Origin of the sequence: Streptomyces sp. NBC_00582 (genome assembly GCF_036345155.1) — a bacterium.
In the GTDB taxonomy this organism is placed as follows: Bacteria; Actinomycetota; Actinomycetes; order Streptomycetales; family Streptomycetaceae; genus Streptomyces.
In genome coordinates, this window is the sequence record NZ_CP107772.1 from 757,808 (window position 1) to 784,076 (window position 26,269).

The 26,269-nt window shown below is 71.7% G+C and carries 10 protein-coding genes and 3 pseudogenes; 4 read left to right on the forward strand and 9 right to left on the reverse strand.

What is annotated here, in order from left to right; all coding sequences use genetic code 11:
• Positions 1-160 precede the first annotated feature (160 nt).
• The 4 genes and pseudogenes from OG852_RS50875 to OG852_RS03330 form a co-directional block, all read right to left on the reverse strand.
• Positions 161-4,594: pseudogene (locus OG852_RS50875) on the reverse strand (beta-ketoacyl synthase N-terminal-like domain-containing protein); the annotation flags it as partial.
• A pseudogene (locus OG852_RS50880) lies at positions 4,592-10,606 on the reverse strand (type I polyketide synthase); the annotation flags it as partial. The pseudogenes OG852_RS50880 and OG852_RS50875, both read right to left, overlap by 3 nt.
• Positions 10,607-10,753: 147 nt before the next feature.
• A pseudogene (locus tag OG852_RS50885) lies at positions 10,754-13,726 on the reverse strand (beta-ketoacyl synthase N-terminal-like domain-containing protein); the annotation flags it as partial.
• Positions 13,727-14,080: 354 nt separating this feature from the next.
• On the reverse strand, positions 14,081-15,526 hold the full coding sequence (locus OG852_RS03330; RefSeq protein WP_133917559.1) for a cytochrome P450: 1,446 nt from the start codon (positions 15,524-15,526) through the stop codon (positions 14,081-14,083).
• A 313-nt stretch (positions 15,527-15,839) separates the two neighbouring features.
• Here OG852_RS03330 and OG852_RS03335 point away from each other — a divergent pair, with 313 nt between their 5' ends.
• Together OG852_RS03335 and OG852_RS03340 are read left to right on the forward strand one after the other, a co-directional pair.
• A complete protein-coding gene (locus tag OG852_RS03335) occupies positions 15,840-16,604 on the forward strand; it encodes a VC0807 family protein (protein ID WP_133917558.1) in 765 nt (254 codons plus the stop codon).
• Between the two features lie 86 nt (positions 16,605-16,690).
• Positions 16,691-17,677 (forward strand): aldo/keto reductase, encoded by a 987-nt coding sequence (locus OG852_RS03340; protein ID WP_133917557.1) that lies wholly within the window; start codon positions 16,691-16,693, stop codon positions 17,675-17,677.
• 70 nt (positions 17,678-17,747) lie between these two features.
• Here OG852_RS03340 and OG852_RS03345 read toward each other — a convergent pair whose 3' ends face one another.
• Positions 17,748-20,546 carry a DUF6223 family protein gene (locus OG852_RS03345; protein WP_330347004.1) on the reverse strand — a complete coding sequence of 933 codons (2,799 nt, stop codon included), beginning with the start codon at positions 20,544-20,546 and terminating at the stop codon, positions 17,748-17,750.
• Positions 20,547-20,773: 227 nt separating this feature from the next.
• Between OG852_RS03345 and OG852_RS03350 the strand changes: the two genes are divergently transcribed.
• Together OG852_RS03350 and OG852_RS03355 are read left to right on the forward strand one after the other, a co-directional pair.
• Positions 20,774-21,901, forward strand: a complete 1,128-nt coding sequence (locus OG852_RS03350) for a sensor histidine kinase (protein ID WP_133917556.1) — start codon at positions 20,774-20,776, stop codon at positions 21,899-21,901.
• Positions 21,898-22,560: a response regulator gene (locus OG852_RS03355; RefSeq protein ID WP_133917555.1), complete on the forward strand. Its 663-nt coding sequence runs from the start codon at positions 21,898-21,900 to the stop codon at positions 22,558-22,560. The genes OG852_RS03350 and OG852_RS03355 overlap by 4 nt, the downstream gene beginning before the upstream one ends.
• A gap of 124 nt (positions 22,561-22,684) precedes the next feature.
• Here OG852_RS03355 and OG852_RS03360 read toward each other — a convergent pair whose 3' ends face one another.
• From OG852_RS03360 to OG852_RS03375, 4 genes are read right to left on the reverse strand one after another with little or no spacing between them, the layout of a single operon-like run.
• Positions 22,685-23,890, reverse strand: a complete 1,206-nt coding sequence (locus tag OG852_RS03360) for an NAD(P)/FAD-dependent oxidoreductase (protein WP_330347005.1) — start codon at positions 23,888-23,890, stop codon at positions 22,685-22,687.
• On the reverse strand, positions 23,887-24,912 hold the full coding sequence (rfbB, locus tag OG852_RS03365; protein WP_330347006.1) for a dTDP-glucose 4,6-dehydratase: 1,026 nt from the start codon (positions 24,910-24,912) through the stop codon (positions 23,887-23,889). Before rfbB ends, OG852_RS03360 begins: the two co-directional genes overlap by 4 nt.
• A complete protein-coding gene (locus tag OG852_RS03370; RefSeq protein ID WP_330347007.1) occupies positions 24,909-25,976 on the reverse strand; it encodes a glucose-1-phosphate thymidylyltransferase in 1,068 nt (355 codons plus the stop codon). The genes rfbB and OG852_RS03370 overlap by 4 nt, the downstream gene beginning before the upstream one ends.
• A 45-nt stretch (positions 25,977-26,021) precedes the next feature.
• A complete protein-coding gene (locus tag OG852_RS03375; protein ID WP_133917552.1) occupies positions 26,022-26,213 on the reverse strand; it encodes a ferredoxin in 192 nt (63 codons plus the stop codon).
• Positions 26,214-26,269 lie beyond the last annotated feature (56 nt).

Consider the following 26,269-nt stretch of genomic DNA (forward strand, 5'->3'; position numbering starts at 1 on the left):
ACCGACTCCCCCGACCGCACACCCCCAGCTCGGTCAGCGCGTAGTACGCCGTCAGGAACACCACCGGCGCCGACGCCGCCTCAGCGAACGTCCAACCCGCCGGAATACGCGCCACCTTCCGCGCATCCGCCACCGCCACCGGCCCGAACGAACCCGAGAACAGGCCCATCACCCGGTCACCGACCGCCAGCCCCGAAACACCCGGGCCGACCTCGGTCACCACACCCGCACCCTCCAGACCGAAGTCCTTCGCGTCCCCGGGATACATGCCCAGCGTGTTCAGCACATCACGGAAGTTGACACCCGCCGCACGCACAGCGATACGAACCTGCTGCTCCGCCAGTTCGTCCGAGGAAACCCCCCGCAAGGCCAGGCCCTCCAGCGTCCCCTTCTCCACGATGTCCAGCCGCCATTCCGGCCGGCCCTCGGGCACGGTCAGAGCCGGGCGGGTCGCTGCGCGGACCAGTCGGGGCGCGTAGGCCTTGCCGACGCGCAGCGCCAGCTCCGGCTCGCCCGCGGCGAGCGCCGCCGACACCACGGCCCACGACTCGTCCGTGCCGTCCACGTCGAGCAGCGCGAACCGGTCCGGTGCCTCGGCACGTGCGGCGCGGACCAGGCCCCACACCGCCGCCAGGGCCGGCTCGGGGCACGATTCGTCGACGGCTACGGCCCGTTCGGTCACGAACACCAGACGGGCGCCGTCGAACCGCTCCTCCCCCAGCCAGGCCTGGACGTGGGCGAGTACGGCAGCCGTGACCTCCTGCGTGGCGTCGGCCGTACGACCGGTCGGCAGCTGCACCCGCACCAGGACATCCGTCCCGGGCTGAACAGCCGCGTCGGGAAGTCCGGTCGGGAGGTCGGCGATGTGCGTCGGGCCTTCGACGGACGTCTCCAGCAGGACAGGAGCCCAGTCGGTCTGGAAGAGGTGGTCGACGTGACCGTTGTCCACCGCCACCAAGTCACCCGAAGCCTCCCGCAACACCAGCGACTCCACCGACGCCACCAACCCACCCGCCGGATCCGCCAACTCCAACGCCACCGCATCCGACCCCACCACCACCATCCGCACACGCAACCCACGCGCACCCGCAGCCCACCACGACACACCCGACCACGAGAACGGCAACCGCGCCCGCCCATCACCCAACACCGACGTGAACATGACCGCATGCAACGCCGCATCCACCAACGCCGGATGCGCCCCGAACCGCTCCGCAACCCCCTCCTGCTCCTCCGGCAACCCCACCTCGGCGAACACCTCGTCCCCACGCCGCCACACCCCACGCAACCCCCGGAACACAGGCCCGTACGACAGACCCAGCCCCGCGAAACGCTCATACACCCCCTCGACCGGCACCACCACCGCATCCCGCGGCGGCCACACACCGAAATCGAAACGGTCGACAGGCGGAGAAACCGGAAGAGCGGTCAGTGTCCCCGTCGCATGCAGGGTCCAGGGAAGGTCGTCGGGCAGATCCTCCGGACGGGAGTGGATCTCCAGCGCGCGCCGGCCGGCATCGTCCGCCGCACCCACCCGCACCTGAACCCGCACCCCACCACGCTCCGGCACCACCAACGGCGCCGCGATGGACAGATCCTCCACCCCGCCACAACCCACCTGCTCACCAGCCCGCAACGCCAACTCCAGGAACCCCGTCCCCGGAAACACCACCACACCCCCCACCACATGATCACGCAACCACTCCTGCGCACCCACCGACAACCGACCCGTCAACAACACACCATCCCCACCGGCCAACTCCACCGCCGCACCCACCAACGGATGCCCCGCCGCACCCAACCCCACCGCACCCAGATCCCTGGTGAAGAGCGCGGAGGCACCGGGCCAGAAGCGGCGTCGCTGGAAGGCGTAGGTCGGCAGGTCGACGCGGGTCGGAGAAGCAGTCGTGCGGGCGAAGACGGAGGCCCAGTCGAGCGTGGCGCCTCGTGCGAACAGCTCCGCTGCTGCCGTGAGGATCGAGTGGGCCTCGGAGCGGTCCTTGCGCAGGGCCGGGGTCAGCAGACGACCCTCCGCGTCACCCTCGAGACCGGCCTGGGCCAGCGCGGTCAACGTGCCGTCCGCACCCAGCTCCACGAACCGGGAGACACCCTGCCCGTCCAGACACCCCACCGCAGCCGAGAACCGCACCGGCCGACGCACATGCTCCACCCAGTAATCCGACGACGTCAGCTCCTCGACCGTCGCCGCCTCACCCGTGACCGTCGACACGACCGGTATCCGCGGCAGCCCATACGACAGCCCCTCGGCCACCACCCGGAAGTCCTCCAGCATCGGCTCCATGAGCGGCGAGTGGAAGGCGTGGCTCACCCGCAACGCCGTGACCTTGCGACCCTGAGCACGGAAGCCCTCCGCGATCTCCCCGACCGCGGACTCCGCACCCGAAATCACCACGGCCTGGGGGCCGTTGACCGCGGCGATGCCCACCTCGTCACCGAGGAGGGGCAGCACCTCGTCCTCGGTGGCCTGGAGCGCCACCATCGCACCCCCGGCGGGAAGGGCCTGCATCAGCCGGCCCCGCGCCACCACCAGACGGCACGCGTCCGCCAGCGACCACACACCCGCCACATGCGCCGCCGCGATCTCACCGATCGAATGCCCGACGAGGACGTCCGGACGCACACCCCACGACTCCAGCAGCCGGAACAGCGCCACTTCCAGCGCGAACAGAGCGGGCTGCGTGAACTCCGTACGGTTCAGACGCTCGGCGTCCTCACCGAACACCACCTCCCGCAGATCGAAGGGGAGTTCCGCGTCCACCGCGTCGAAGGCCTCGGCGAAGACGGGATACGTGGCGTACAACTCCCGGCCCATACCCAGGCGTTGCGAGCCCTGGCCCGCGAACAGGAAGGCCGTACGGCCGCCGGTCTGCGCGGAGTTCCGGATGACGTGGGGCTCGGTACGACCCTCTGCCAATGAGCTCAGAGCGTTGAGCAGTTCGTCCCGGTCGGCGGCCAGAACGACCGCTCGGTGCTCCAGGACGGTGCGGGTGGTGGCCAGCGCGAAGGCAGCATCGGCGAGGGAGAGGTCGGGTTGTGCTTCGACGAAGGCCGCCAGGCTCTCGGCCTGGGCGGGCAGTCCGGTGCCGGCCGCGGACAGCACCCACGGCAGGACTCCCGGGCGTGTCTGCCCCTCGTCCGTGCCGGGGATCGTCTCCGTGTGGGGGGCCTGTTCGAGGATGACGTGGGCGTTGGTGCCGCTGATACCGAAGGACGAGACACCCGCTCGCCGTGCGCGGCCGGTCTCGGGCCACTCACGCTCGTCGGCGAGCAACTCGACCTCGCCAACCGTCCAGTCGACGTGCGAGGACGGCTCGTCCACGTGGAGGGTGCGGGGCAGCACACCGTGCCGCATCGCCATCACCATCTTGATCACACCACCGACACCGGCCGCCGCCTGCGCATGACCGATGTTCGACTTCAACGAGCCCAGCAGCAGCGGTCGTTCGCGGTCCTGGCCGTACGTCGCCAGCAGCGCCTGCGCCTCGATCGGGTCACCCAGCGGCGTCCCCGTACCGTGCGCCTCCACCGCGTCCACATCGGCGGGCCGCAGACCGGCACCCGCCAGCGCCTGCCGGATCACCCGCTGCTGCGAAGGACCGTTCGGCGCCGTCAGACCATTGGACGCGCCGTCCTGGTTGACCGCCGAACCCGCCACCACCGCCAGCACACGATGCCCGTTGCGCCGCGCGTCCGACAACCGCTCCACCAGCAGCAGGCCCACACCCTCCGACCAGGCCGTGCCGTCCGCGCCGTCCGAGAACGCCTTGCACCGCCCGTCCACCGCAAGCCCCCGCTGCCGCGAGAACTCCACGAAGGTGTCCGGCGTGGACATCACCGTCACACCGCCGGCCAGCGCCAGATCACACTCCCCGGAGCGCAGCGCCTGCGCCGCCAGGTGCAGGGCCACCAGCGACGACGAACACGCCGTATCGACCGTCACCGCAGGACCCTCGAAACCGAAGGTGTACGCGATGCGGCCCGAAGCCACACTGCCGGTGTTTCCCGTCAGGAGATAGCCGTCGGCGCCTTCGGAAGTGCCGCGCAGCGACGAGCCGTAGTCCTGGGCCATGGCGCCGGCGAAGACACCGGTGCGGCTGCCGCGCAGGGTCGCCGGGTCGATCCCCGCCCGCTCCAGCACCTCCCACGACGTCTCCAGCAGCAACCGCTGCTGCGGATCCATCGCCAACGCCTCACGCGGCGAGATGCCGAAGAGCGTGGAATCGAACAGGGCGGCGTCGTAGAGGAAACCGCCCTCACGGACGTAGGTACGACCGACTGTGCCCGGCTCGGGATCGTAAAGTCCGTCGAGGTCCCACCCACGGTCTGTGGGGAACCCGCCGATCGCATCCCCGCCCTCGCTCACCAGCCGCCACAGGTCCTCGGGCGAACCCACTCCACCCGGGAACCGGCACGCCATGCCGACGATCACGACCGGATCGTCGGTCACACTCGTCGGCGCGGGCAGGACGTCGATGACCGCCTGCTCCTCGCCTCCCAGAAGCTCCGACCCGATGTGCCGGATCAGGGCGGTGGGCGTGGGGTAGTCGAAGATCAGGGTGGCAGGCAGTCTCATGCCGGTGGCGGCGTTCACACGGTTGCGAAGCTCCACCGAGGTCAGCGAGTCGAAGCCCAGTTCCTTGAAGGTGTGGTCCACCTCGATGTCGGCGGCGGACGCGTGGCCGAGCACGGCGGCCGCGGCCCCCTGGACCAGATCGGACACGAGTCGCTCGCGGTCTGTCGGCGCAGCCGCCGTGAGCCGTGCCTTGAGATCCTGATGCTGCGTTCCGTTTCCGATAGCGGCCTCAGCCCTGCGACGGGCGCGGACCCGCACCAGAGAGCGCAGCAGGGCGGGGACCTCCTCCGCCGCCCGGCGACGCAGCCCCGCGAGATCCAGGTCGATCGGCAGGACCGCAGCCCGCTCGAACCCGGCGCCCTGCTTGAGCACGACGTCCAGGAGGCCAAGGCCCTGATCCGGGCCAAGCGGCACCATGCCACCGCGTGCCATGCGGCGCAGGTCCGCCTCGGTCAGCTCGGCGGTCATACCGGCCCCGGGAGCCCATGGGCCCCAGCCGAGGGACAACGCGGGCAGACCCGCACTCCGACGGAAGGACGCGAAGGCGTCCAGGAAGGCGTTGGCAGCCGCGTAGTTGGCCTGCCCCGCACCGCCGAAGGTTCCCATGACCGAGGAGAAGACGACGAACGCGGACAGGTCGGCGGTTCGGGTCAGCTCGTCCAGGTGCGCCACCGCGTCGACCTTCGGCCGCAGCACCCCGGCGAGCCGTTCGCCGGTGAGGGATGACACCACACCGTCGTCGACGATGCCCGCGGTGTGCACCACGGCGGTCAGCGGATGCCCGTCGGGGACCGCGGCCAGCACAGCCGCCACCTGGTCACGCTCGGCGACATCGACCGCTGCCACCTCGACCTCGGCACCCAAGCCCCTCAGCTCCGCTACGAGTTCGGTCGCGCCCGGCGCGTCGAGGCCGCGCCGGCTGGCCAGCAGCAGATGCCGCACCCCGTGCTCGGTCACCAGACGGCGGGCCACCAGCGCGCCCAGACCACCGGTACCACCCGTCACCAGCACCGTCCCGTCCGGATCCAGCGGCGCCGCAACGGTCAGAACCACCTTGCCGACATGCCGCGCCTGCGACAGATACCGGAACGCCTCCGCAGCCCGCCGCACATCCCAGCAGGTGACCGGCAGCGGCTTGAGCACCCCCGCCTCGAACAACACCACCAACTCGGCCAGCATCCGGCCGATCCGCTCCGGATCCACATCCATCAGATCGAACGCCTGATAAACCACACCCGCATGCTCGGCAGCCACGACCTGCGGATCCCGGACATCGGTCTTGCCCATCTCCAGGAACCGGCCACCACGCGGCAACAGCCGCAGCGACGCATCCACGAACTCACCCGCCAGCGAGTCCAATACCACGTCCATACCCCGGCCACCGGTCGCCGCGAGGAACGCCGCCTCGAACCCGGTGTCGCGGGACGAGGCGATGTGCGCCTCGTCCAGGCCCAGACCCCGCAACGTGTCCCACTTGCCGGCACTCGCCGTACCGAACACCTCCGCGCCCAGGTGCCGAGCCAGCTGCACCGCCGCCATACCCACACCACCGGCCGCCGCATGCACCAGCACCGACTCCCCCGACCGCACACCCCCCAGCTCGGTCAGCGCGTAGTACGCCGTCAGGAACACCACCGGCGCCGACGCCGCCTCAGCGAACGTCCAACCCGCCGGAATACGCGCCACCTTCCGCGCATCCGCCACCGCCACCGGCCCGAACGAACCCGAGAACAGGCCCATCACCCGGTCACCGACCGCCAGCCCCGAAACACCCGGGCCGACCTCGGTCACCACACCCGCACCCTCCAGACCGAAGTCCTTTGCGTCCCCGGGGTACATGCCGAGCGCGTTCAGCACATCACGGAAGTTGACACCCGCCGCACGCACAGCGATACGAACCTGCTGCTCCGCCAGTTCGTCCGAGGAAACCCCCCGCAACGCCAGCCCCTCCAGCGTCCCCTTCTCCGCGATGTCCAGCCGCCACGCAGACTCCCCCGCCGGAACCGCCAGCCCCGCGTCCGACACCGCACGCACCAGACGCGGAACGAAGACCACGCCTCCACGCACGGCCGCTTCCGGCTCCCCGGAGGCCAGCGCGCCGCTCACCACGGCCCACGACTCGTCCGTGCCGTCCACGTCGACCAGCGCGAACCGCCCCGGATTCTCCGCCCGCGCCGACCGCACCAGACCCCACACCGCCGACAGCACCGGATCCACCGCCGCGCCGTCCCACGCCACCGCACCCTCGGTGACGACCACCAGACGACCACCCTCGAACCGCTCCTCCGCCACCCAGGCCCGCACCAGGTCGAGCGCGGTACGGGTGACGGCGTGGGCGGCGGCCGATGGGCTGCCGTCGGGGCGGTCGATCCGCACCAGTACGTCACCGGCCGCGGCCTCGGTCTCTTCGGGGAGCCCGGTGTGGATCTCCGGGACGGGTCCCGTGGCTGCCGGGATCCGCACCCAGTCGAGCTGGAAGAGTCCGTCCCGGCCGCCGTCGGCCGACGCGATCCCGCCGGTCGCCTCGCGCAGCACGAGCGAGTCCACGGACGCCACGGCGGCGCCGGTCGGGTCCGCGAGGTCGAGCGTCACGGCGTCCGGTCCCGCCGGCGTCACCCGTACCCTCAGCGCACGCGCGCCCGAGGCCCACAGCGACACACCGCTCCAGGAGAACGGCAGTCTCGGCGCGGGCTCGGCGCCGAAGGTGCCCCGCAGGACCGCGTGCAGGACGGAGTCCAGCAGCGCGGGGTGCATCCCGAAGCGGTCCGCGAGCCCCTCATGCGCCTCGGGCAGCGCCACCTCGGCGAACACCTCGTCGCCGCGCCGCCACATCGCGCGCAGGCCTCGGAACACCGGCCCGTACGACAGCCCCCGCCCGGCGAGACCCTCGTACGCGTCCTCGACCGGTTCCGCCACCGCGTCCCGCGGCGGCCACACGGCGAACGCTTCGCCGAACGATCCGTCCGGGCCCACGTCCGCGGTCCCGCCGCTCACCACACCGGTGGCGTTGAGGGTCCAGGCCTCGTCCTCCGACGCCTCGCCCGGCCGGGAGAAGACGCTGACGCCACGGCGGCCCGATGCGTCCGGGCCGTCGATCAGCAGCTGAACCCGCACACCACCGTGCTCGGGGAGGGCCAGCGGTACGGCGATGGTCAGTTCCTCCACCCGGTCGCACCCCACCTGGTCGGCCCCGCGAAGGACCATTTCCAGGAAGCCGGTGCCGGGGAACAGAACTGTGCCTGAGACCACATGGTCGCGCAGCCACGGGTGGCTCCGCAGTGACAGGAGTCCGGTGAAGACCACGCCTTCGGAGTCGGCCGGTGCCAGCGCCGCTCCGAGCAGGGGGTGATCGGCCGCCGAGAGGCCGAGTCCTGAGAGGTCACCGTCGAACCTTTCCCCGGCCTTGGTGGGCCAGTAGCTCTTGCGCTGGAACGCGTACGTGGGCAGTTCCGCCGGGTGGGCCCCGGTCCCCGCGAAGACCTCGGCCCACTGCGTCTCACCGCCACGGGTGAACAGGCCGGCGACCGCGGCCAGTACCGCTTCGGCCTCGGGTCGGTCCTTGCGCAGCGAGGGAACGAGCAGCGGTGGTCCGTCGGCGTCCCCGTCCAGGGAGGTCTGTGCGAGCGCGGTCAGTGTGCCGTCCGGACCGAGTTCCACGAAGCGCGAGACACCTTGGCCCGCGAGGGTGCGCACGGCGTCGCCGAAGCGGACCGCCTGGCGCACGTGACGCACCCAGTAGTCGGGGGTCATGAGCTGCGCTGGCTCCGCGGTGGTTCCGGTGAGCGTGGAGACGAGGGCCAGGTGGGGTTCGCGGTAGGTCAGGGTCTCGGCCACGGCCCGGAAGTCGTCGAGCATCGGGTCCATCAGCGGCGAGTGGAAGGCGTGACTGACCCGTAGGGCCGTCGTCCTGCGTCCCTGGTCCCGGAAGTGCGCGGCGACCTTCTCCACCGCGACCGCGCCACCGGCGATCACGACGGCCCGGGGGCCGTTGACCGCCGCGATGCCGACCTCGTCGCCGAGGAGGGGCAGCACCTCGTCCTCGGTGGCCTGGAGCGCCACCATCGCACCACCGGCAGGCAGCGCCTGCATCAGCCGGCCCCGCGCCACCACCAGACGGCACGCGTCCGCCAGCGACCACACCCCGGCGACGTGAGCGGCCGCTATCTCGCCGATCGAGTGCCCGGCGAGGACGTCCGGACGCACACCCCACGATTCCAGCAGCCGGAACAGCGCCACTTCGAGGGCGAACAGGGCGGGCTGCGTGAACTCCGTACGGTTCAGCAGGTCGGCGTCCTCGCCGAAGACCACCTCCCGCAGATCGAAGGGCAGTTCCGCGTCCACCGCGTCGAAGGCATCCGCGAACACCGGATACGTCTCGTACAACTCCCGGCCCATCCCGAGACGCTGGGACCCCTGTCCCGCGAAGAGCAGTGCCGTCTTCCCGGACCGCGTCTGCGCACCCCGGATCAGCCCCGGGGCATCGGCCCCCTCCGTCAGCGCGCGCAGACCCCTCAGCAGGTCGTCCCGCTCGGCGGCCAGCACCACGGCGCGGTGTTCCAGCACAGTGCGGCTCGTGGCCGACGCGAGAGCGACATCGGCCACCCGGACGCCGTCACCGGACGGGCCCTCGAGCCAGGCCGACAACCGCTCCGCCTGACCACGCACCGCCGACTCGCCCGCGCCGGACACCACCACCGGCACCACCGGCGCGACCGCCTGCCGGGACGACGGCTCGACGACCGCCGTCGGCGCGGCGGGGGCCTGCTCGACGATGACGTGGGCGTTGGTGCCGCTGATGCCGAAGGACGAGACACCCGCTCGCCGCGCGCGGCCGGTCTCGGGCCACGCACACTCCTCCCGCAGCAGCTCCACCGAACCCGCTGTCCAGTCGACGTGCGAGGAGGGCTCGTCCACATGGAGGGTGCGAGGCAGCACACCGTGCCGCATCGCCATCACCATCTTGATCACACCACCCACACCGGCCGCCGCCTGCGCATGACCGATGTTCGACTTCAACGAACCCAGCAGGAGCGGTTGTTCGCGGTCCTGGCCGTACGTCGCCAGCAGTGCCTGCGCCTCGATCGGGTCACCGAGCGGTGTGCCGGTGCCGTGTGCTTCCACCGCGTCCACATCGGCGGGCCGCAGCCCGGCACCCGCCAGCGCCTGCCGGATCACCCGCTGCTGCGAAGGACCGTTCGGCGCGGTCAGACCGTTGGACGCGCCGTCCTGGTTGACCGCCGAACCCGCCACCACCGCCAGCACACGATGACCGTTGCGCCGGGCGTCCGACAGGCGCTCCACCAGCAGCAGGCCCACACCCTCCGACCAGGCCGTGCCGTCCGCGCCGTCCGAGAACGCCTTGCACCGCCCGTCCACCGCAAGCCCCCGCTGCCGCGAGAACTCCACGAACATCTCCGGACCCGCCATCACCGTCACACCACCGGCCAGCGCCAGATCGCACTCACCCGAGCGCAGCGCCTGCACCGCCAGATGCAGGGCCACCAGCGACGACGAACACGCCGTATCGACCGTCACCGCAGGACCCTCGAAACCGAACGTGTACGCGATACGACCCGAAGCCACGCTCAGGGTGGTGCCGGTGAGTACATAGCCGTCCGACTCTTCGGCGGCATCGCGCAGGCACGCTCCATAGCCCTGTTCCACGAGTCCGGCGAAGACGCCGGTACGGCTGCCGCGAAGCGTCGCCGGGTCGATCCCCGCCCGCTCCAGCACCTCCCACGACGTCTCCAGCAGCAACCGCTGCTGCGGATCCATCGCCAACGCCTCACGCGGCGAGATCCCGAACAGCCCCGCGTCGAACTCGGAGGCGTCGTGAAGGAAACCGCCCTCGCGGACGTACACGCGGCCCGGAGTGCCGGGCTCCGCGTCGTAGAGGCCGTCGAGGTCCCAGCCACGGTCGGACGGGAAGCCTCCGATCGCGTCCCCGCCCTCGTTGACCAGTCGCCACAGGTCCTCCGGTGAGCCGACCCCGCCCGGAAACCGGCACGCCATGCCGACGATCACGACCGGATCGTCGGTCACACGCGTCGGCGACGGCGGTGCGGCTTCGGTGGCGACGGCGCCGGAGAGTTGCCCGTCCAGGTAGCCGGCCACGGCTTCGGGGGTCGGGAAGTCGAACAGGAGGGAGGCGGGCAGGGGGAGGTCGGTCGCGGTCTTGAGGCGGTTGCGCAGGTCGACGGAGGTGAGGGAGTCGAAGCCGAGGTCCTTGAAGGTGCGGCGGGGTTCGATCTGGTCCGCCGAGTCGTGGTCGAGGATGCCGGCCGCGTGGGCCTGGACCAGTTCGAGCAGGGCGCCGTGCCGGTCGCGAGGGGACAGGCCGGCCAGGCGGTCGTGCAGGGGCGAGGTCGCGTCGACGTCGTCCTCGGCCTCGGTGGCGGTCCCGTGCTCGACGCCCGGGGCCGCCGCGGAAGCCACCGAGCCGTCCGATGTCACCGTCGTGGGGGCGACGGCGTCCGGCAGCCAGTAGCGGCGGCGCTGGAAGGCGTAGGTCGGCAGTGCGGTATGCCGGGCGTGGCGTGCGGCGAAGAGGGGGGTCCAGTCGACGGGGAGGCCCCGGGTGTGCAGGGCCGCGAGGGCGGTGAGGAAGGCCGCCGCCTCGGAGCGGTCCTTGCGGACGGCGGGGACCGCGAGCGCCTCCTCGGCGTCCAGGCTCTGCTCGGCCAGGGCCGTCAGGGTGCCGTCCGGGCCGAGTTCCAGGAAGCGTCGGGCGCCCTGTGCCTCCAGGGTCCGGATGCCGTCGGCGAACCGGACGGGCCGCCGGACGTGCTGTGTCCAGTAGTCGGGGGAGGTGAGTTCGGCGGCCGTCGCGAGGCGGCCGGTGAGGTCGGAGACGATGGGGAGGGTGGGCTGTCCGTAGGAGACGTCGGCGAGTACGGCGCGGAACGCGTCGAGCATCGGCTCCATGAGGGGCGAGTGGAAGGCGTGACTGACGCGCAGGGGCGTCACCTTGCGGTCGCGGGCCCGGAAGTGGGCGCTCACCTCCGCCACGGCTTCGGCCGTGCCCGACACCACCACCGCGCGCGGGCCGTTGACCGCGGCGAGGCCCACCTGGTCGTTGAGCAGGGGCAGCACCTCGTCCTCGGCCGCTTCCACGGCGACCATCGCGCCGCCTGCGGGGAGGGCCTGCATCAGGCGTCCGCGGGCGACGACCACGCGGCACGCGTCGGCCAGCGACCAGACACCGGCCACGTGGGCGGCGGCGATCTCGCCCACGGAGTGGCCGAAGAGGACGTCGGGGCGTACGCCGAAGGACTCGGCGAGACGGAAGAGGGCGACTTCGAGGGCGAAGAGGGCGGGCTGGGTGTACTCCGTCCGGTTCAGCAGGTCGGCGTCCTCACCGAACACCACTTCCCGCAGGCTGAAGGGCAGTTCCCTGTCCACGGCGTCGAAGGTCTCGGCGAAGACGGGGTAGGTGTCGTACAACTCGCGGCCCATGCCCAGGCGTTGCGAGCCCTGTCCGGCGAAGAGGACGGCGGTGCCGGGCTGTTCGGTCGCAGCGCCGGTGTCGGCCACCCGGCCGGTGACGACCTCGTTCGACGGGGTGCCGTCCGCGAGGGCGGTCAGACCGCGCAGCAGTTCCTCGTGGTGCGTGCCGAGGACGACGGCGCGGTGTTCGAAGCGGGTCCTGGTCTCGGCCAGGGCGTGGGCGACGTCGGCCGGGTCCGCGGTGGGATCGTCGTCCAGGTGGGTGAGCAGTCGGCGGGCCTGGCCGCGCAGGGCCTTGCGGGTCCGGGCGGAGATGATCCAGGGCAGCGGGACACGGGCGGCGTCCGGGGTGGCCGCTTCCGGCTCGGTGGGTGCCGCCGGTGTACCGGCGGGTGCGGGGGTCGGCCATTCCTCCAGGACGACGTGGCAGTTGGTGCCGCCCATCCCGAAGGAGCTGACGCCCGCCCGTCGTGGGCCGTCCCGGTCGGGCCAGGGCTGGGGCTCGGCGGCGACCCGCAGGTTGAGGGTGTCGAGCGGGATGGCGGGGTTCGGCTTCTCGTAGTTGAGGCTGGCCGGGATCCGCCCGTGGCTGAGGGAGAGGACGGTCTTGATGAGCCCGGCGACGCCGGCCGCGCCCTCGAGGTGGCCGATGTTGGTCTTGACGGAGCCGACGAGCAGGGGGGTCCCGTCGGTCCGGGCGCCGCCGACGACCTCGCCGAGCGCGGCGGCCTCGATGGGGTCGCCGAGCCGGGTGCCGGTGCCGTGCAGCTCGACGTACTGGACGTCGGCGGGGTGCACGGCGGCCTGGCGGTAGGCGAGGCGCAGCACCTCCTCCTGGGCCTCGCGCAGGGGTGCGGTCAGGCCGTCGCCGCCGCCGTCGTTGTTGGTGGCGCTGCCGCGGATGACGCAGTGGACGCGGTCGCCGTCGGCGAGGGCGCGGGCGAGGGGCTTGAGGAGGACCAGGGCGCCGCCCTCACCGCGGACGTAGCCGTTGGCGCGGGCGTCGAAGGTGTAGCAGTGGCCGTCCGGGGAGAGTGCGCCGAAGCCGGCGGAGGCGAGGGCGCTGTCGGGGGCGAGGGTGAGGTTGACCCCGCCGGCCAGGGCGAGTTCGGACTCGCCGCGCCGCAGGCTCTCGCAGGCCAGGTGGACGGCGACCAGGGAGGAGGACTGGCCGGCGTCCACGGTGAGGCTGGGGCCGCGCAGGCCGAGGACGTAGGAGAGACGGTTGGCGATGATGCCTCGGTTGAGGCCGCTGAGGGTGTACCGGCCGACGGTCTGCGGGCCGAGGCGGCGGGCGAGGGAGGCGTAGTCGTCCCAGATGGCGCCGACGAAGACGCCGGTGCGGCTGCCGCGCAGCCGCGCGGGGACGAGGGCTGCCTCTTCCAGGGCCTCCCAGCCGAGTTCCAGGACCAGGCGCTGCTGGGGGTCCATCGCCGTGGCCTCGCGCGGCGAGATGGCGAAGAAGCCGGGGTCGAAGCGGTCGACGTGGTCGAGGTAGGCGCCACGGCGGGCGGTCCCGGGGGCGGCCGGGTCGGGTGCGGCGAGCGCGTCCCGGCGGTTCTCGGGGGTTTCCGTGACGGCGCTTTCGCCCTCGGTCAGGAGGTGCCAGAAAGCGGCGGGGTCGGGTGCCTGGGGAAAGCGGCAGGACATTCCCACGACCGCTATGGCGTTCTCGAATGCCCTCATGTTCCCGGCCTCCGACGAGATACGGGCCGTTTCCTCCGGAAGGCGTTCAGCCCCCCGGACTGCGTCCCTCTCCCGAGCGTTCTCGGGTCCCTGAAGGGATTCCGACGCGCTTTCCCGTGCCTGTGCGTCTTCTGGCAACACGGCCACTGCCTCCGCCCTACGGATCCGGCTCAACTTCCGGCCGCGGATTCCGGCCGGATCCGACTCCCGCGCGACCTGCGAGACGATCGATGGTTGCTATGCGATCGATGGTTCCGGTGTTCGTCATACTGGCGGCTGCCGGAGGATGAGTCCCGTGGGCAGCTCGTGATCTAGGGAGACTTCTACTTCTTCTTCGGCCCTGGTCAGCGGGGGTCAGCGGCGGCGGCGGGCGATCATCTCGAGGCCGCCGCGAGGCTGGAGGGTGATGTCGCTGGCGACCCTGACGGGCCCCTTGTCGACGGGCTCGAACTCCCAGTGGCGGCTGAGGGTCGCCAGGGCCATGACGCCTTCCATCTGAGCGAAGACGTTGCCGATGCACTGCCGGGGTCCGGCGCCGAAGGGGAGGTACGCCAGCCGGGGGCGGCCCGCGGCCTTGGCGTGGCCGGCCAGCGGGTCGTCCGGGTCGGACTCCGCCAGGAAGCGCTGGGGGGCGAACCGCTCCGGCTCGGGCCACCAGGTGGGATCGCGGTGCAGGACGTACGGGCTGCAGATGACCACGCTGTCGCGGGGGATGTGGAACCCGTTGGCCGTGTAGTCCTCCAGGGAACGGCGGACCAGGTTCCAGGCCGGCGGGTACAGGCGCAGCGCCTCGGAGTACACGGCGTCGGTGTACGTCAGGTCCGGCAGGTCCTCGACGGTGGGCAGGCGGTCGCCGAGGACCTCGTCGATCTCGGCGTGCAGCCGCTCGCGGGTCTCGGGGTTGGTGCCGAGCAGGTGGTACGCCCAGGTCAGGGCTCCCGAGGAGGTCTCGTGACCGGCCATCAGCAGGGTGACGGCCTCGTCCCGCAGCTCCAGGTCGGTGAGGTGCTCGCCGGTGTCGGCGTCGGTGACGGTCAGCAGGACGGACAGCAGGTCCGCGCCGTCGCCGGGACCCCGGCGGCGTTCCTCGATCATGCCGTAGACGATGTCGTCGATGTTCCGCAGACCGCGCTTGAGCTGGCGGTTCGCGGGCAGCGGGAGCCTCAGAAGGATCTTGCCGAAGGGGCTCAACTCCCAGCGCAGCGGGCCGCCTTCGCGGGGGAAGGCGGTGCGGATGCTCTCGGCGGCCTCGCTTTCGAGGGAGACGTCGAAGAGGGTGCGGGTGACCATGCCGAGAGCGAGTTCGTACATGGACTCGTGGAAGTTGAACTTCGCTCCGTCGGTGAACCCGGCGGAGGCCTCGTCCGCGATGGCGGCGAAGGCGGCGCCGTATCCGGCGATGCGCTTGCGGTGGAAGACCGGCTGGATGAGCCGTCGCTGCCTGCGGTGGTAGGTGCCGACGCTGGTCACCAGGCCCTTGCCCAGGACGTTGCGGCCCAGGATGGTCTCCAGGTTGGCGCCCCAGTCGTCGGGACCGGGGCCGGTCTTCTTGGTGTCCTTGTCGAAGCGGCGGCTGGAGGCGACGATGACGTCCTGGACGACGTCGAAGTCACTGAGCAGGAAGACCTCGTCCTTTCCCATCGGAATGCGGACGACCGGGCCGTGCTTGTCGCGCAGGCGGGACATGTAGCCCGGGATGTTGCGGATGACCTCGCGCATTTCCTTCAGCCCCAGCGAGTCCGGGGTGGGTATGGACTCGGTCGGCGCAGCCGACTCGGGAGTCGTTTGAACGTCGGTCACGGATGTCTCCTGGTCTGCGGAGGCTGACAGGGCTCGGTGCGCCGGGGCGACGGTGCGCGGATCGGATTCCCGCGGTCGCGGCTAAAAGGGACATATGCCCGGGTGGGACCTGGCGCCCGACGCTAGCACCGGGGCGGCGGCGGGCCGTGAAGTGCCGCCGAGTTCTAGGGAATTCCAAAGGGTTGGCGCGATGCGATCGTCGTCGGCGGGCTCCTGACGGGGGCCGCCCGTACGCTGTGCGTGTGCCGGACGGCCTCGGCATGAGGGCGGGCCGGGTACCCGTTCCGTACCGCCCCCATCGGACGGAGAACTTATGACCAGCGGCGGAAGCACCCTTCCGGAACAGCCCCCGAACAGCGCCGCCCCCGGGCGGGCCGGCGGCGAGGACGCCGCCCACGGCTCGTCCCGCGCCGGGTCCGGTCCTCCCCTGCTGCTGACGGTGCTGGTGGACCTCGGCGTCCCGATCGGCCTGTACTACGGGCTGACGGCGGCCGGGGTGAGCGATGTGCTGGCGCTGACCGCCGGGGCCGTGGTGCCCGGGGTGGCGACGCTGGTGCGCTTCGCGAGGACCCGCCGCGTGGATGTGCTCGGCGTGTTCGTGACGACGATGCTGGTGCTCAGCATCGTCGTGTCGCTGCTCGGGGGGAGCGCGCGGCTGCTGCTGGTGCGGGACGGATGGCTGACGGCGGTGGCCGGGCTCGGTTTCCTGGTGTCCCTGCGCGGCAGGCGCCCGCTCGCGTTCGGTTTCTCCCGCAAACTGCTGGAGCGGCGGGCCGCCGGGGGCCGGGACTGGGACGAACTGTGGGACGAGGTGCCCGAGTTCCGGCGGATCTGGCGGGTCACCACGGTGATCTGGGGCATCGGACTGCTGGTGGACTCCGGGGTCCGGACGCTGATGGCGTACACGCTGCCGGTGCATGTGGTGCCCGCGCTCAACGGCGCCCAGTACGGCGTCTTCACGCTGCTGATGCTGGTGATCGTCAACGTCTACCACGCACGCGCCGGTCTGTGGCCCATCCTTTCCCCGCAACCCGGCACCCCCGCGGCCGGCGGTCACTCCGGCCACGAGAGCCGTTGACCCGACTCCCCCGCCGACGGCCCACGGCGGCCTGATGCCGCGCGGTGCGGCGTTCCCCTTCCACCCACTGCCACGAGGATGTCTACGTGTTGCACACTCAGCTGGGCCGGACCGGTCTGCGCGTCAGCAGGCTGGCTCTCGGCACCGTGAACTTCGGTGGCCGGGTGGAGGAGCCCGAGGCGCACCGTCTGATGGACCACGCCCTCGCCGAGGGCATCAACTTCGTCGACACGGCCAACACCTACGGCTGGCGCGTGTACAAGGGCCACACCGAGGAGGTCATCGGCAGATGGCTGGCCAAGAGCCCTTCCCGGCGTGACGAGGTGGTCGTCGCCACGAAGGTCGGCGACCCGATGGGGGACGGCCTCAACGACCGGGGACTGTCCGCGCGCAACATCGTCGCCGCCTGCGAGGCGTCGCTGAGGCGGCTCGGCACGGACTGGATCGACCTCTACCAGATCCACCACATCGACCGGTCCGTGGGCTGGGAGGAGGTGTGGCAGGCGATGGATCTCCTCGTCGCCCAGGGCAAGGTGCGCTACGTCGGCTCGTCCAACTTCGCCGGCTGGGACATCGCGTCCGCCCAGGAGGCGGCCGGGCGCCGGAACAGCCTCGGTCTGGTGTCCGAGCAGTGCGTCTACAACCTCGTCACCCGGCACGCCGAGTTGGAGGTCATCCCCGCGGCGCGGGCGTACGGCCTGGGCGTGCTGGTGTGGTCCCCGCTTCACGGCGGTCTGCTCAGCGGTGTCCTGCGCAAGCTGCGGGAGAACGACGCCGTGAAGTCGGCCCAGGGTCGGGCCGCGGCCGCCCTCGACCAGCACGCCGACACCATCGACGCCTACGAGAAGCTCTGCGCCGAGCACGGCATCGATCCCGCGGAGGCGGGACTGGCGTGGACGCTGTCACGCCCCGGGGTGACGGCCGCGGTGATCGGTCCGCGGACGGAGCGGCACGTCACGAGTGCCCTCGCCGCGCTGCGCTCCCCACTGCCGGAGCCCTTCGTGGCGCGGCTCGACGAGCTCTTCCCGCCCATCGGTCACGGCGGCCCGGCGCCCGACGCGTGGCTCTCCTGACGGTTCCACCGGTTCCCGACGGCGAACGGCCCGGCTCCCCACCCCAGGTGAGGAGCCGGGCCGCGGCGCGTCACGGGCCCGAGGACCGATTGCTGGTGCTGTGACCGAATTGGTTCGCCGGGTTGGTGGTTGGCGCGGTTGGATGGGCAGTGACGTCCGTTCCGATCGCTGGGCCGGCGTCCGCCGGCGGGGGCCGCGTCCCAGTGATCGCACAGCTGGTCCCAGCCGACGAGGACACCGTGCGGGAGGTGATCCACCGGTCTTCCCTGGTCCCGGCCGGTGCGGTCGGGGTCGTCCTCGGGGCCCGTGGTCCGGGCATCCACCAGTTGGCCTTGCCGCACAGTTCCATCACCGCGGGGACGAAGATCATCCGGACGATGGTGGCGTCGATGAGCACGGCGACGGCCATGCCCAGACCTCCCTGTTTGACGGCGACATCGGGGCCGAGCAGCGAGGTGGTGAAGACGGCGATCATGATGGCGGCCGCGGCCGTGATCACCTTGGCGGTCCGCGCCAGCCCTGTCGCGACGGCCGCGCGGGTGTCGCCGGTCCGCTCGTACTCCTCACGGACCCGCGAGATCAGGAACACCTGGTAGTCCATCGACAGGCCGAACAGGATCGGGAACATCATCATCGGTGTCCACGTCGTGACCGGCATGGCGGCGGGGAACCCGAGGGCCGCGCCGAGCCATCCCCACTGCACGACCGCCACCAGCACACCGTAGGCGGCGCCGATCGACAGCAGGTTCATCACGGCGGCCTGCAGGGCGATCGTGACCGACCGGACCAACGCGATCAGCAGCACCATGCCCATCGCGACGACCACCATGATCATCAGGGGCAGGCGCGACCCGACCTCGTCGGCGGTGTCGACGGTGCCGGCGTTCGGTCCGCCGACGAGGACCTGATCGCCGCCCGGTGTCCCGGGCAGCACGTCGTCGCGGAGCCTGTGCACCACGTGCGTGGTCGCCTCGTCCTGGTAGCCGGTCGTGGGGAAGGCGAGGAAGGTGACAGCCCTCCCGTCCTCACTGACCCGGGGCGGCGTGGCGTAGGCGATGCCCTCGGTCTCGCGGACGGCTTCGACGACGGGACGCGGATCGGCGCCCGCGGGGTCGATCTCGGCGGCGAAGACCAAGGGGGCGCCGTAGCCCGGGCCGAAGCCCTCGGAGAGGATCTCGTACGAGATGTAGCTGCTCCGGTCGCGGGGCTGGACGCTGGCGTCGGGCTGGCTCAGCCGCATCGACAGCACGGGGGCGGCCAGCATCAGCAGGATCCCGCCGGCGGCGAGAGCGGCGACGAGCGGCCTGCGCTGCACCACGCCGGCCCAACGCTCGGCGAGCGTACGGCGCTTCCGGGACGCCGCACCGGCCGACTGGTTCCGGCGGGATGCACGGCGGGGCAGGCGCAGCGAGTTGATCTTGTGTCCGGTGAAACCCAGGAACGCGGGCAGCAGCGTCAGGGCGGCGATCATCGTGACCAGCACCGTGAGCGACGTGGCGACGGCCAGCCCGGTCATCAGCCGCTGCCCCATGACGAGCAGGCCCATCAGCGCGATCACCACGGTCGTGCCGGCGAACAGCACCGCGTGACCCGCGGTGGCGACGGCCTTGACCGTGGCGCTCTCGGGGTCGTCCCCCTCCCCTAGGCCGTCCTTGTAGCGGGTCACGATGAACAGCGCGTAGTCGATGCCGACGCCGAGCCCGATCATCGCGCCGAAGGTCAGAGCGAAGTTCGGCGCGGGGACCAGGTGCCCCACCAGCTTCATCAGGGCGAGACCGCCCACGATGGCCAGGAGGGCAGTCGCGATCGGCAGGCCCATCGCCACCAGTGATCCGAACGCGATGAACAGGATCACGGCTGCTGCCAGAAGGCCCACGCTCTCGGCCGGGCCCTGCGGGGGCGTCTCGGCCTTTTCCGCCATGTACCCGCCCAGCGCGAGCGTGACGCTGTCGCCGGAAGCCTCCTTGACCATGTCCACCAACGGCTTCACCTCGCTCTTCTCCACCCCCTTGTCGCTCAGCGGGATGGTCGTACGGGCGATGCGACGGTCCTCCGTCACCAGGCTCTTGTCCTGATACGGCGAAGTCACCGGCCCTGTCACGGGCGAGTCGGCGAGATCGGCGAGGGCCTTCTCGATCCTCTGCTTGGCGGCGGGATCGTCGATCCCCTTCTCGGCCTTGATCGCGAGAGTCAGCCTGTCCCCTTGCTCCTTGGGGAAGTGCTTCTCCATCAGCTGCTGCGCCTTGGCCGACTGTGAGTCCCCGCCGGAGAAGTCGTTGTCGGGGGCGGCTCCGTAGCCGAATCCGGCGAACGCCACGGCGATCACACCGATGAGCCAGATCAGGAGGACCAGGCGGCGGCGCCGGAAACAGAAGCGGCCCAGTCCCTCCAGAGTCCCGCCCGGGGGGTTGGTTCCGGTTGCCGTCATCGCCTCCTCAAGTCCCTGTTCCTCTTTCATGCGAATACGCGCAGGTGGGCGGGGCGGTCGGCCGGTGCGGCGGGAACGGGTCAGGGCCAGTCGGCCGAGGACCGCGGCGATCAGCCCCAGCACCAGGGCCAGGGCGCCACCGAGCACCCCGTTGCCGGTGCCGGGACCGCCGTCGGCGACGGCCGGATTCACCACGCCGACGGCCATGCCGATCAACCCCGCCACCAGGGCCACGAGGGCACCCCTCTTCCCGTTGCCGTTGCCGATTCGGCCGGTGGAGCGGGCCAGGGCCAGCCCGCCGATGACCACGCCGGCCAGCGCCAACAGGGCGGCTGCGGTGCCCACGAGCCGCCCTGTGGTCAGGTCATGGGCATCGGCGGCGAGCGGCCGGACCGAAGCGTGCGCGGCCGCGGGTGCGGCAAGCACGTGACGGACGGACATGAGGTGCTCCTTCTCCTCGTACGACCCCTGCTCTTGGACGTCGCACGATCCTGTCCGCCACACCTGCCTCCGGTCGTCCCGCACACGGACGCACTTCGCGCTGCCGCCGGTGGCGTCCGTGACTACCGCGGACGCGGCAGAAGCCGCACGAATACCGCGGACGCGGTAGGCGGTCGGTCATCCACGAGCCGGACTCGCCCCGGGCGACATCTGGCTAGGGTGCGCGCATGGGCAAACGACGGTTCGGTGTACCGACTGCTGTCGCGGACTGGGTGATCGCCGTGGGCGTGGCGGCGTTGATGCTGGGCGACGGGTGGTCGGGGGAGCACCCCGGCACGGGACCCGACCTGCTCGGCTACGCACTCCTGGCGGTCGGCGGCCTGGCGCTGGCCGCGCGCCGCAGGGCTCCGGTCGTCGTCCTGGCCGTCACCGGACTGTGCGCGGTGGGCTACCAGTCGGCCGGGTTCGACGTGCTCACCGTCGCGTACCTGGTCGCGGTGTACGCCGCGGTGCGGGCCGGACACCTCGCCCTTGCGGTGATCGCGTCCGCGACCCTGCTGGTGGCTCTGCAGCTCACAGCGCTGGTCCTCCGCGACGGCCCGGTGGGCGAGGTGTCGGTGCAGGCCCGGAGCACCCTGGAACTCGCCTGGCTCGTCGCCGCCTTCGCCGCGGGGGAGGCGGTGCGGCAGGCGGAGCAGCGGGCAGAGGAGGCCGAGCGCACCCGGGAGGAGACCGCGCGGCGCCGTGCCGACGAGGAACGGCTGCACATCGCCCGGGAACTGCACGACTCGCTCACCCACCAGATCTCCGTCATCAAGGTGCAGTCCGAAGTCGCCGTCCACGTGGCCCGCAGACGCGGCGAGACGGTGCCGGAGACGCTGCTGGCGATCCAGGAGGCCGGACGTGAGGCGAGCCGGGAGCTGCGCGCGACCCTGGAGGCGCTGCGCGACGACGACACGGCCCCGCCGCGTGGGCTCGCCGACGTACCGGAACTGGTGGAGCGGGCCGGCAGGACCGGTCTGGAGGCGACGCTGACGGTCGAGGGGCAGCGGCACGACGTGCCGGCCGCGGTGGGCCGGACCGCCTACCGGATCGTCCAGGAGTCCTTGACCAACATCGTCCGGCACGCCGCCGCCACCACGGCATCGGTCCGGATCGCCTACCGGCCCGACGCCCTCGCGCTCCGCATAGACGACGACGGCAAGGCCACGCCGGGCACCGCCCCCATGCCCGGCGTCGGGCTGATCGGCATGCGCGAACGCGTCACCGCCCTCGGCGGCTTCCTGCGCGCCGAACCGCGCGGCGAAGGCGGCTTCAGCGTCCGGGCCGAACTCCCCGTGGAGCGAACGTCGTGATCCGAGTCCTGCTGGTCGACGACCAGCCGCTCATCCGCAGCGGATTCCGCGCCCTCCTCGACCTCGAGGACGACATCGAGGTGGTGGCCGAGGCCGCCGACGGCAAGGAGGGCCTGGAGCTCGCCAGGGAACACCTGCCCGACATCGCGCTCGTCGACATCCAGATGCCGGTCGTCGACGGCATCGAGGCGACCCGGCGCATCGCCGCGGACCCGGCTCTGACCGGGGTGCACGTCGTCATCCTGACCAACTACGGCATGGACGCGTACGTCTTCGACGCGCTGCGCGCCGGCGCCGCGGGATTCCTCGTCAAGGACATCGTCCCGGACGACTTCCTGCACGCCGTCCGCGTGGCCGCACGCGGCGACGCCCTGCTCGCACCCTCGATCACCCGCAAGCTGATCGACAGGTACGTGACCCAGCCGCTCGACACCGGTGCCGAGGCTGGGCTCGAAGAGCTGACCGGCCGCGAACGCGAGGCCGTCGCCCTCGTCGCGCGGGGCCTGTCCAACGACGAGATCGCCGGCCACATGGTGATCAGCCCGATGACCGTGAAAACGCACATCAACCGGGCGATGACCAAACTCCACGCCCGCGACCGAGCCCAACTCGTGGTCCTCGCCTACGAATCCGGCCTGGTCGTCCCGCGCAGCTCCTGACGCCCCGGGCCGGGAACTTCGCCGACCGTGCCCCGTCCGTGCCCTTCGAAGTGGCGAACAGCGGTTACCACAGGTGTCTGGGCGCTCGCAGCACTCGAGAGCCTTCCCCTATTCGGTCACAGCGCTAGCCCGCCGGGGCCTTCACGGGCAGGCCCGTCCAGCGGGCCGCGGTCTCCACCAGGGGGCGGAGTTGCTGGGCGGCGCGCGGCGAGTTGACGGCGACCGCGCCGCGGACCTGGTCGCCCACGCAGTAGACGGCGGTGAACTTCCGTTCGGCGGGGCTGCCTTCGACGATGTGGCATCGGTCGGCCCCGGCCACCTCCCCGAACACCTGGACCTTCAGGTCGTGCTGGTCGGTCCAGAAGTAGGGCAGCGGTGCCACGGGCCGGGCGCCGGTGCCGGCGAGCAGGTTGCGGGCGACCGCGACCGCCTGTTCGGTGGCCTGCGCGCGGTGTTCCCACCGTCTGCGCCGCCCCGTCCGGGGGTCGGGCCGGTTCGCGATGTCGCCCGCGGCCCACACACCGGGGCCGGCCGCGCCCAGGCCGTCGCAGACGACGCCGTCCTCGACACGGATTCCGCTGCCCGCCAGCCACTCGGTGTTGGGGAGCGAACCCGCCGCGACCAGCACCAGGTCCGCGGGCAGGCGGGTGCCGTCGGCCAACAGGACCCCGTCGGCCGCGCCGCCCGCGCCCAGCACCTCGGTCACCCTCCCGCGCCGGAAGCGCAGCCCGAGATCGCGGTGGACGGCCGCGACCAGTCCGGCCGCCTGGGGCCCGAGCAGGTCGAGCAGCGGTACGGGTTCGGTACCGACCAGGGTGACGTCGGCACCCAGTCCCCGGGCGGCGACGGCCGCCTCCGTGCCGAGCAGACCGGCCCCGGCCACCACCAGCCGCCGTCCTTCGCCGAGGGCCTCCCGCAGGGCGAGCGCGTCGTCGAGGGTGCGCAGGACGTGGACGCCGGTCAGTGCCTCGGCGCCGGGCAGGGTGCGGGGCCGTACGCCGGTCGCGACGACGACGGCGTCGGCGTGCAGACGGCTGCCGTCGGCGAGTTCGACCGTGCGCCCGGCCCGGTCGAGGCGGGTGACGGCGATGCCCAGGCGCAGGTCGATACGGGCACGGTCGTAGGCCTCGGGTGCGCGCAGGCGGACGCGGTCGGGCTCCCAGCGGCCGGAGAGGATCTGCTTGGACAGGGGCGGCCGGTCGTACGGCGGATGGGGTTCGGCGCCGACGACGGTGAGACGGCCCTCGTAGCCCTGTCGTCGGAGGGTCTCGGCGGTGGTGGCGCCCGCGGCGCCCGCGCCGACGACGACGATCTCGTCCAGGCCGGTCAACGGGTGCCCCCCGCGCTCTGCTTCATCGGCTCCCACCAGGCCCGGTTCTCCCGGTACCAGTCGACGGTCTCGGCCAGGCCGGTGGCGAAGTTCTTGCGCGGCCGGTAGCCCAGTTCGTCGCGGATCTTGGACCAGTCGACGCAGTAGCGGCGGTCGTGGCCCTTGCGGTCCCTGACGTACTCGACGCGTTCCGGTCCGGCGCCGCAGGCGTCGAGGAGGAGGTCGGTCAGGCGGCGGTTGGTCAGCTCGGTCCCGCCGCCGATGTTGTAGACCTCGCCGGGGCGACCGCCGGTGCGGACCAGTTCGATGCCCCGCACATGGTCGTCGACGTGCAGCCAGTCGCGTACGTTGCCGCCGTCTCCGTACAGCGGCACCTTGTGGCCGTCGAGGAGCCGGGTGACGAACAGCGGGATCACCTTCTCCGGGTACTGGTGGTGGCCGTAGTTGTTCGAGCACCGGGTCACCCGCACGTCCAGGCCGTGGGTGCGGTGGTGGGCCAGCGCCAGCAGGTCGGAGGAGGCCTTGGAGGCCGAGTAGGGCGAGTTGGGCAGCAGCGGGCTCTCCTCCGTCCAGGCGCCGGTGTCGATGGAGCCGTACACCTCGTCGGTGGAGACGTGGACGAAGGGGCCCACGCCGTGGCGCAGAGCGGCGTCGAGCAGGGTCTGGGTGCCCAGGACGTTGGTGCGGACGAACTCGGCGGGGTTCAGGATCGAGCGGTCCACATGGGACTCCGCGGCGAAGTGCACCACCTGGTCGTGCCGGGCCATGAGGTCGTCGACGAGTTCCGGGTCGCAGATGTCGCCCTTGACGAAGCAGAACCCGGGATGGTCGTGCACGGGGTCCAGGTTGGCCGGGTTGCCGGCGTAGGTGAGCCTGTCCAGGACGGTGACGGTGACGTCGGCCGGACCGTCGGGTCCGAGCAGGGTCCGTACGTGGTGGGAGCCGATGAAGCCGGCGCCGCCGGTCACCAGGATGCGGACGGCAGGGCCGGCCGCGCGCGGGGCGGTGTCGGGTCCGGTCATGAGGAGATCTGCACCCGCCCGTGGTCGCCTATCACCAGACGGTGGGTGGCCGGCACGCGCGGGCCCAGCGAGACCCGTACGTTGCGCCCGACGAGGGAGCCCTCCACCCGGCGGACGCTGTCGAACCGGGACTCCCGCAGGATGATCGAGAACTCGATCTCGCTGTTGCGGATGACGCAGTCCTCGGCGATGGACGTCGACGGGCCGATGTAGGAGTTCTCGACCACGGTGCCGGGGCCGATGATCGCGGGCCCCACGATGCGCGATCCGCGGATGACCGCTCCGGCGTCGATCCGCACGCGGCCGACGATCTCGCTGGTCTCGTCGACGTCCCCGTCGACGCGGTACTCCAGCAGATCCAGCAGTCGGCGGTTGACGTCGAGGATGTCCGTGACGTTTCCGGTGTCCTTCCAGTAGCCGGTGATCACCGTGGTGCGCACGTCGTGGTCGCGTTCCAGCAGCCACTGGATGGCGTCGGTGATCTCCAGCTCGCCGCGCGGGGAGGGGCGGATGGCGCGCACCGCCTCGTGGATCGCGGGGCCGAAGAGGTACACGCCGACCAGCGCGAGGTCGCTGCGGGGCCGCTCGGGTTTCTCCTCCAGGCGCACCAGGCGCCCGACGTCGTCGAGTTCGGCGACGCCGAAGGCGGACGGGTCGGGCACCCGGGTGAGCAGGAGCTGGGCGTCCGGGCGTTCCTTGCGGAACTCGTCCACGGAGTCGGTGATGCCGCCGAAGACGAAGTTGTCGCCGAGGAACATCACGAAGTCGTCGTCGCCGAGGAAGTCCCGGGCGATGAGCACGGCGTGGGACAGGCCCAGCGGGGCTTCCTGCCGCAGGTAGGTGACCTCGAGTCCGAAGTCGGAGCCGTCGCCGACGGCCTGCCGGATCTCGTCCTCGGTGTCGCCGACGACGATCGCGACCTCGGAGATGCCGGCGTCCGCTATCGCCTCCAGGCCGTAGAAGAGGATGGGCTTGTTGGCGACCGGCACCAACTGCTTCGCGGAGGTGTGGGTGATCGGCCGCAGCCGGGTGCCCGCACCGCCCGAGAGCACGAGAGCCTTCACGGTTCCATCCCGCCTAACTGGTGTCGTGGGTGTCGGGGGTGGCCGTCAGGGCTGCAGCTCGATCGCGCCCGAGGGGCAGATCAGCTCCGCCTCGGTCACGGCGGCGTGCAGGTCCTCGGACGGTTCGGGCTGGAGCAGTTCCACCAGGCCGTCCTCGTTCTGTTCGAAGACGGCGGCGGCGGCCAGCACGCACTGACCGGCTCCGACACAGCGCTCGCGGTCCACATTGATCTTCACGGTGTCGTTCCTGTTCCTGGGGGTCGGGATGGTTGTCGGTGCGGTGGCCGGGGCCG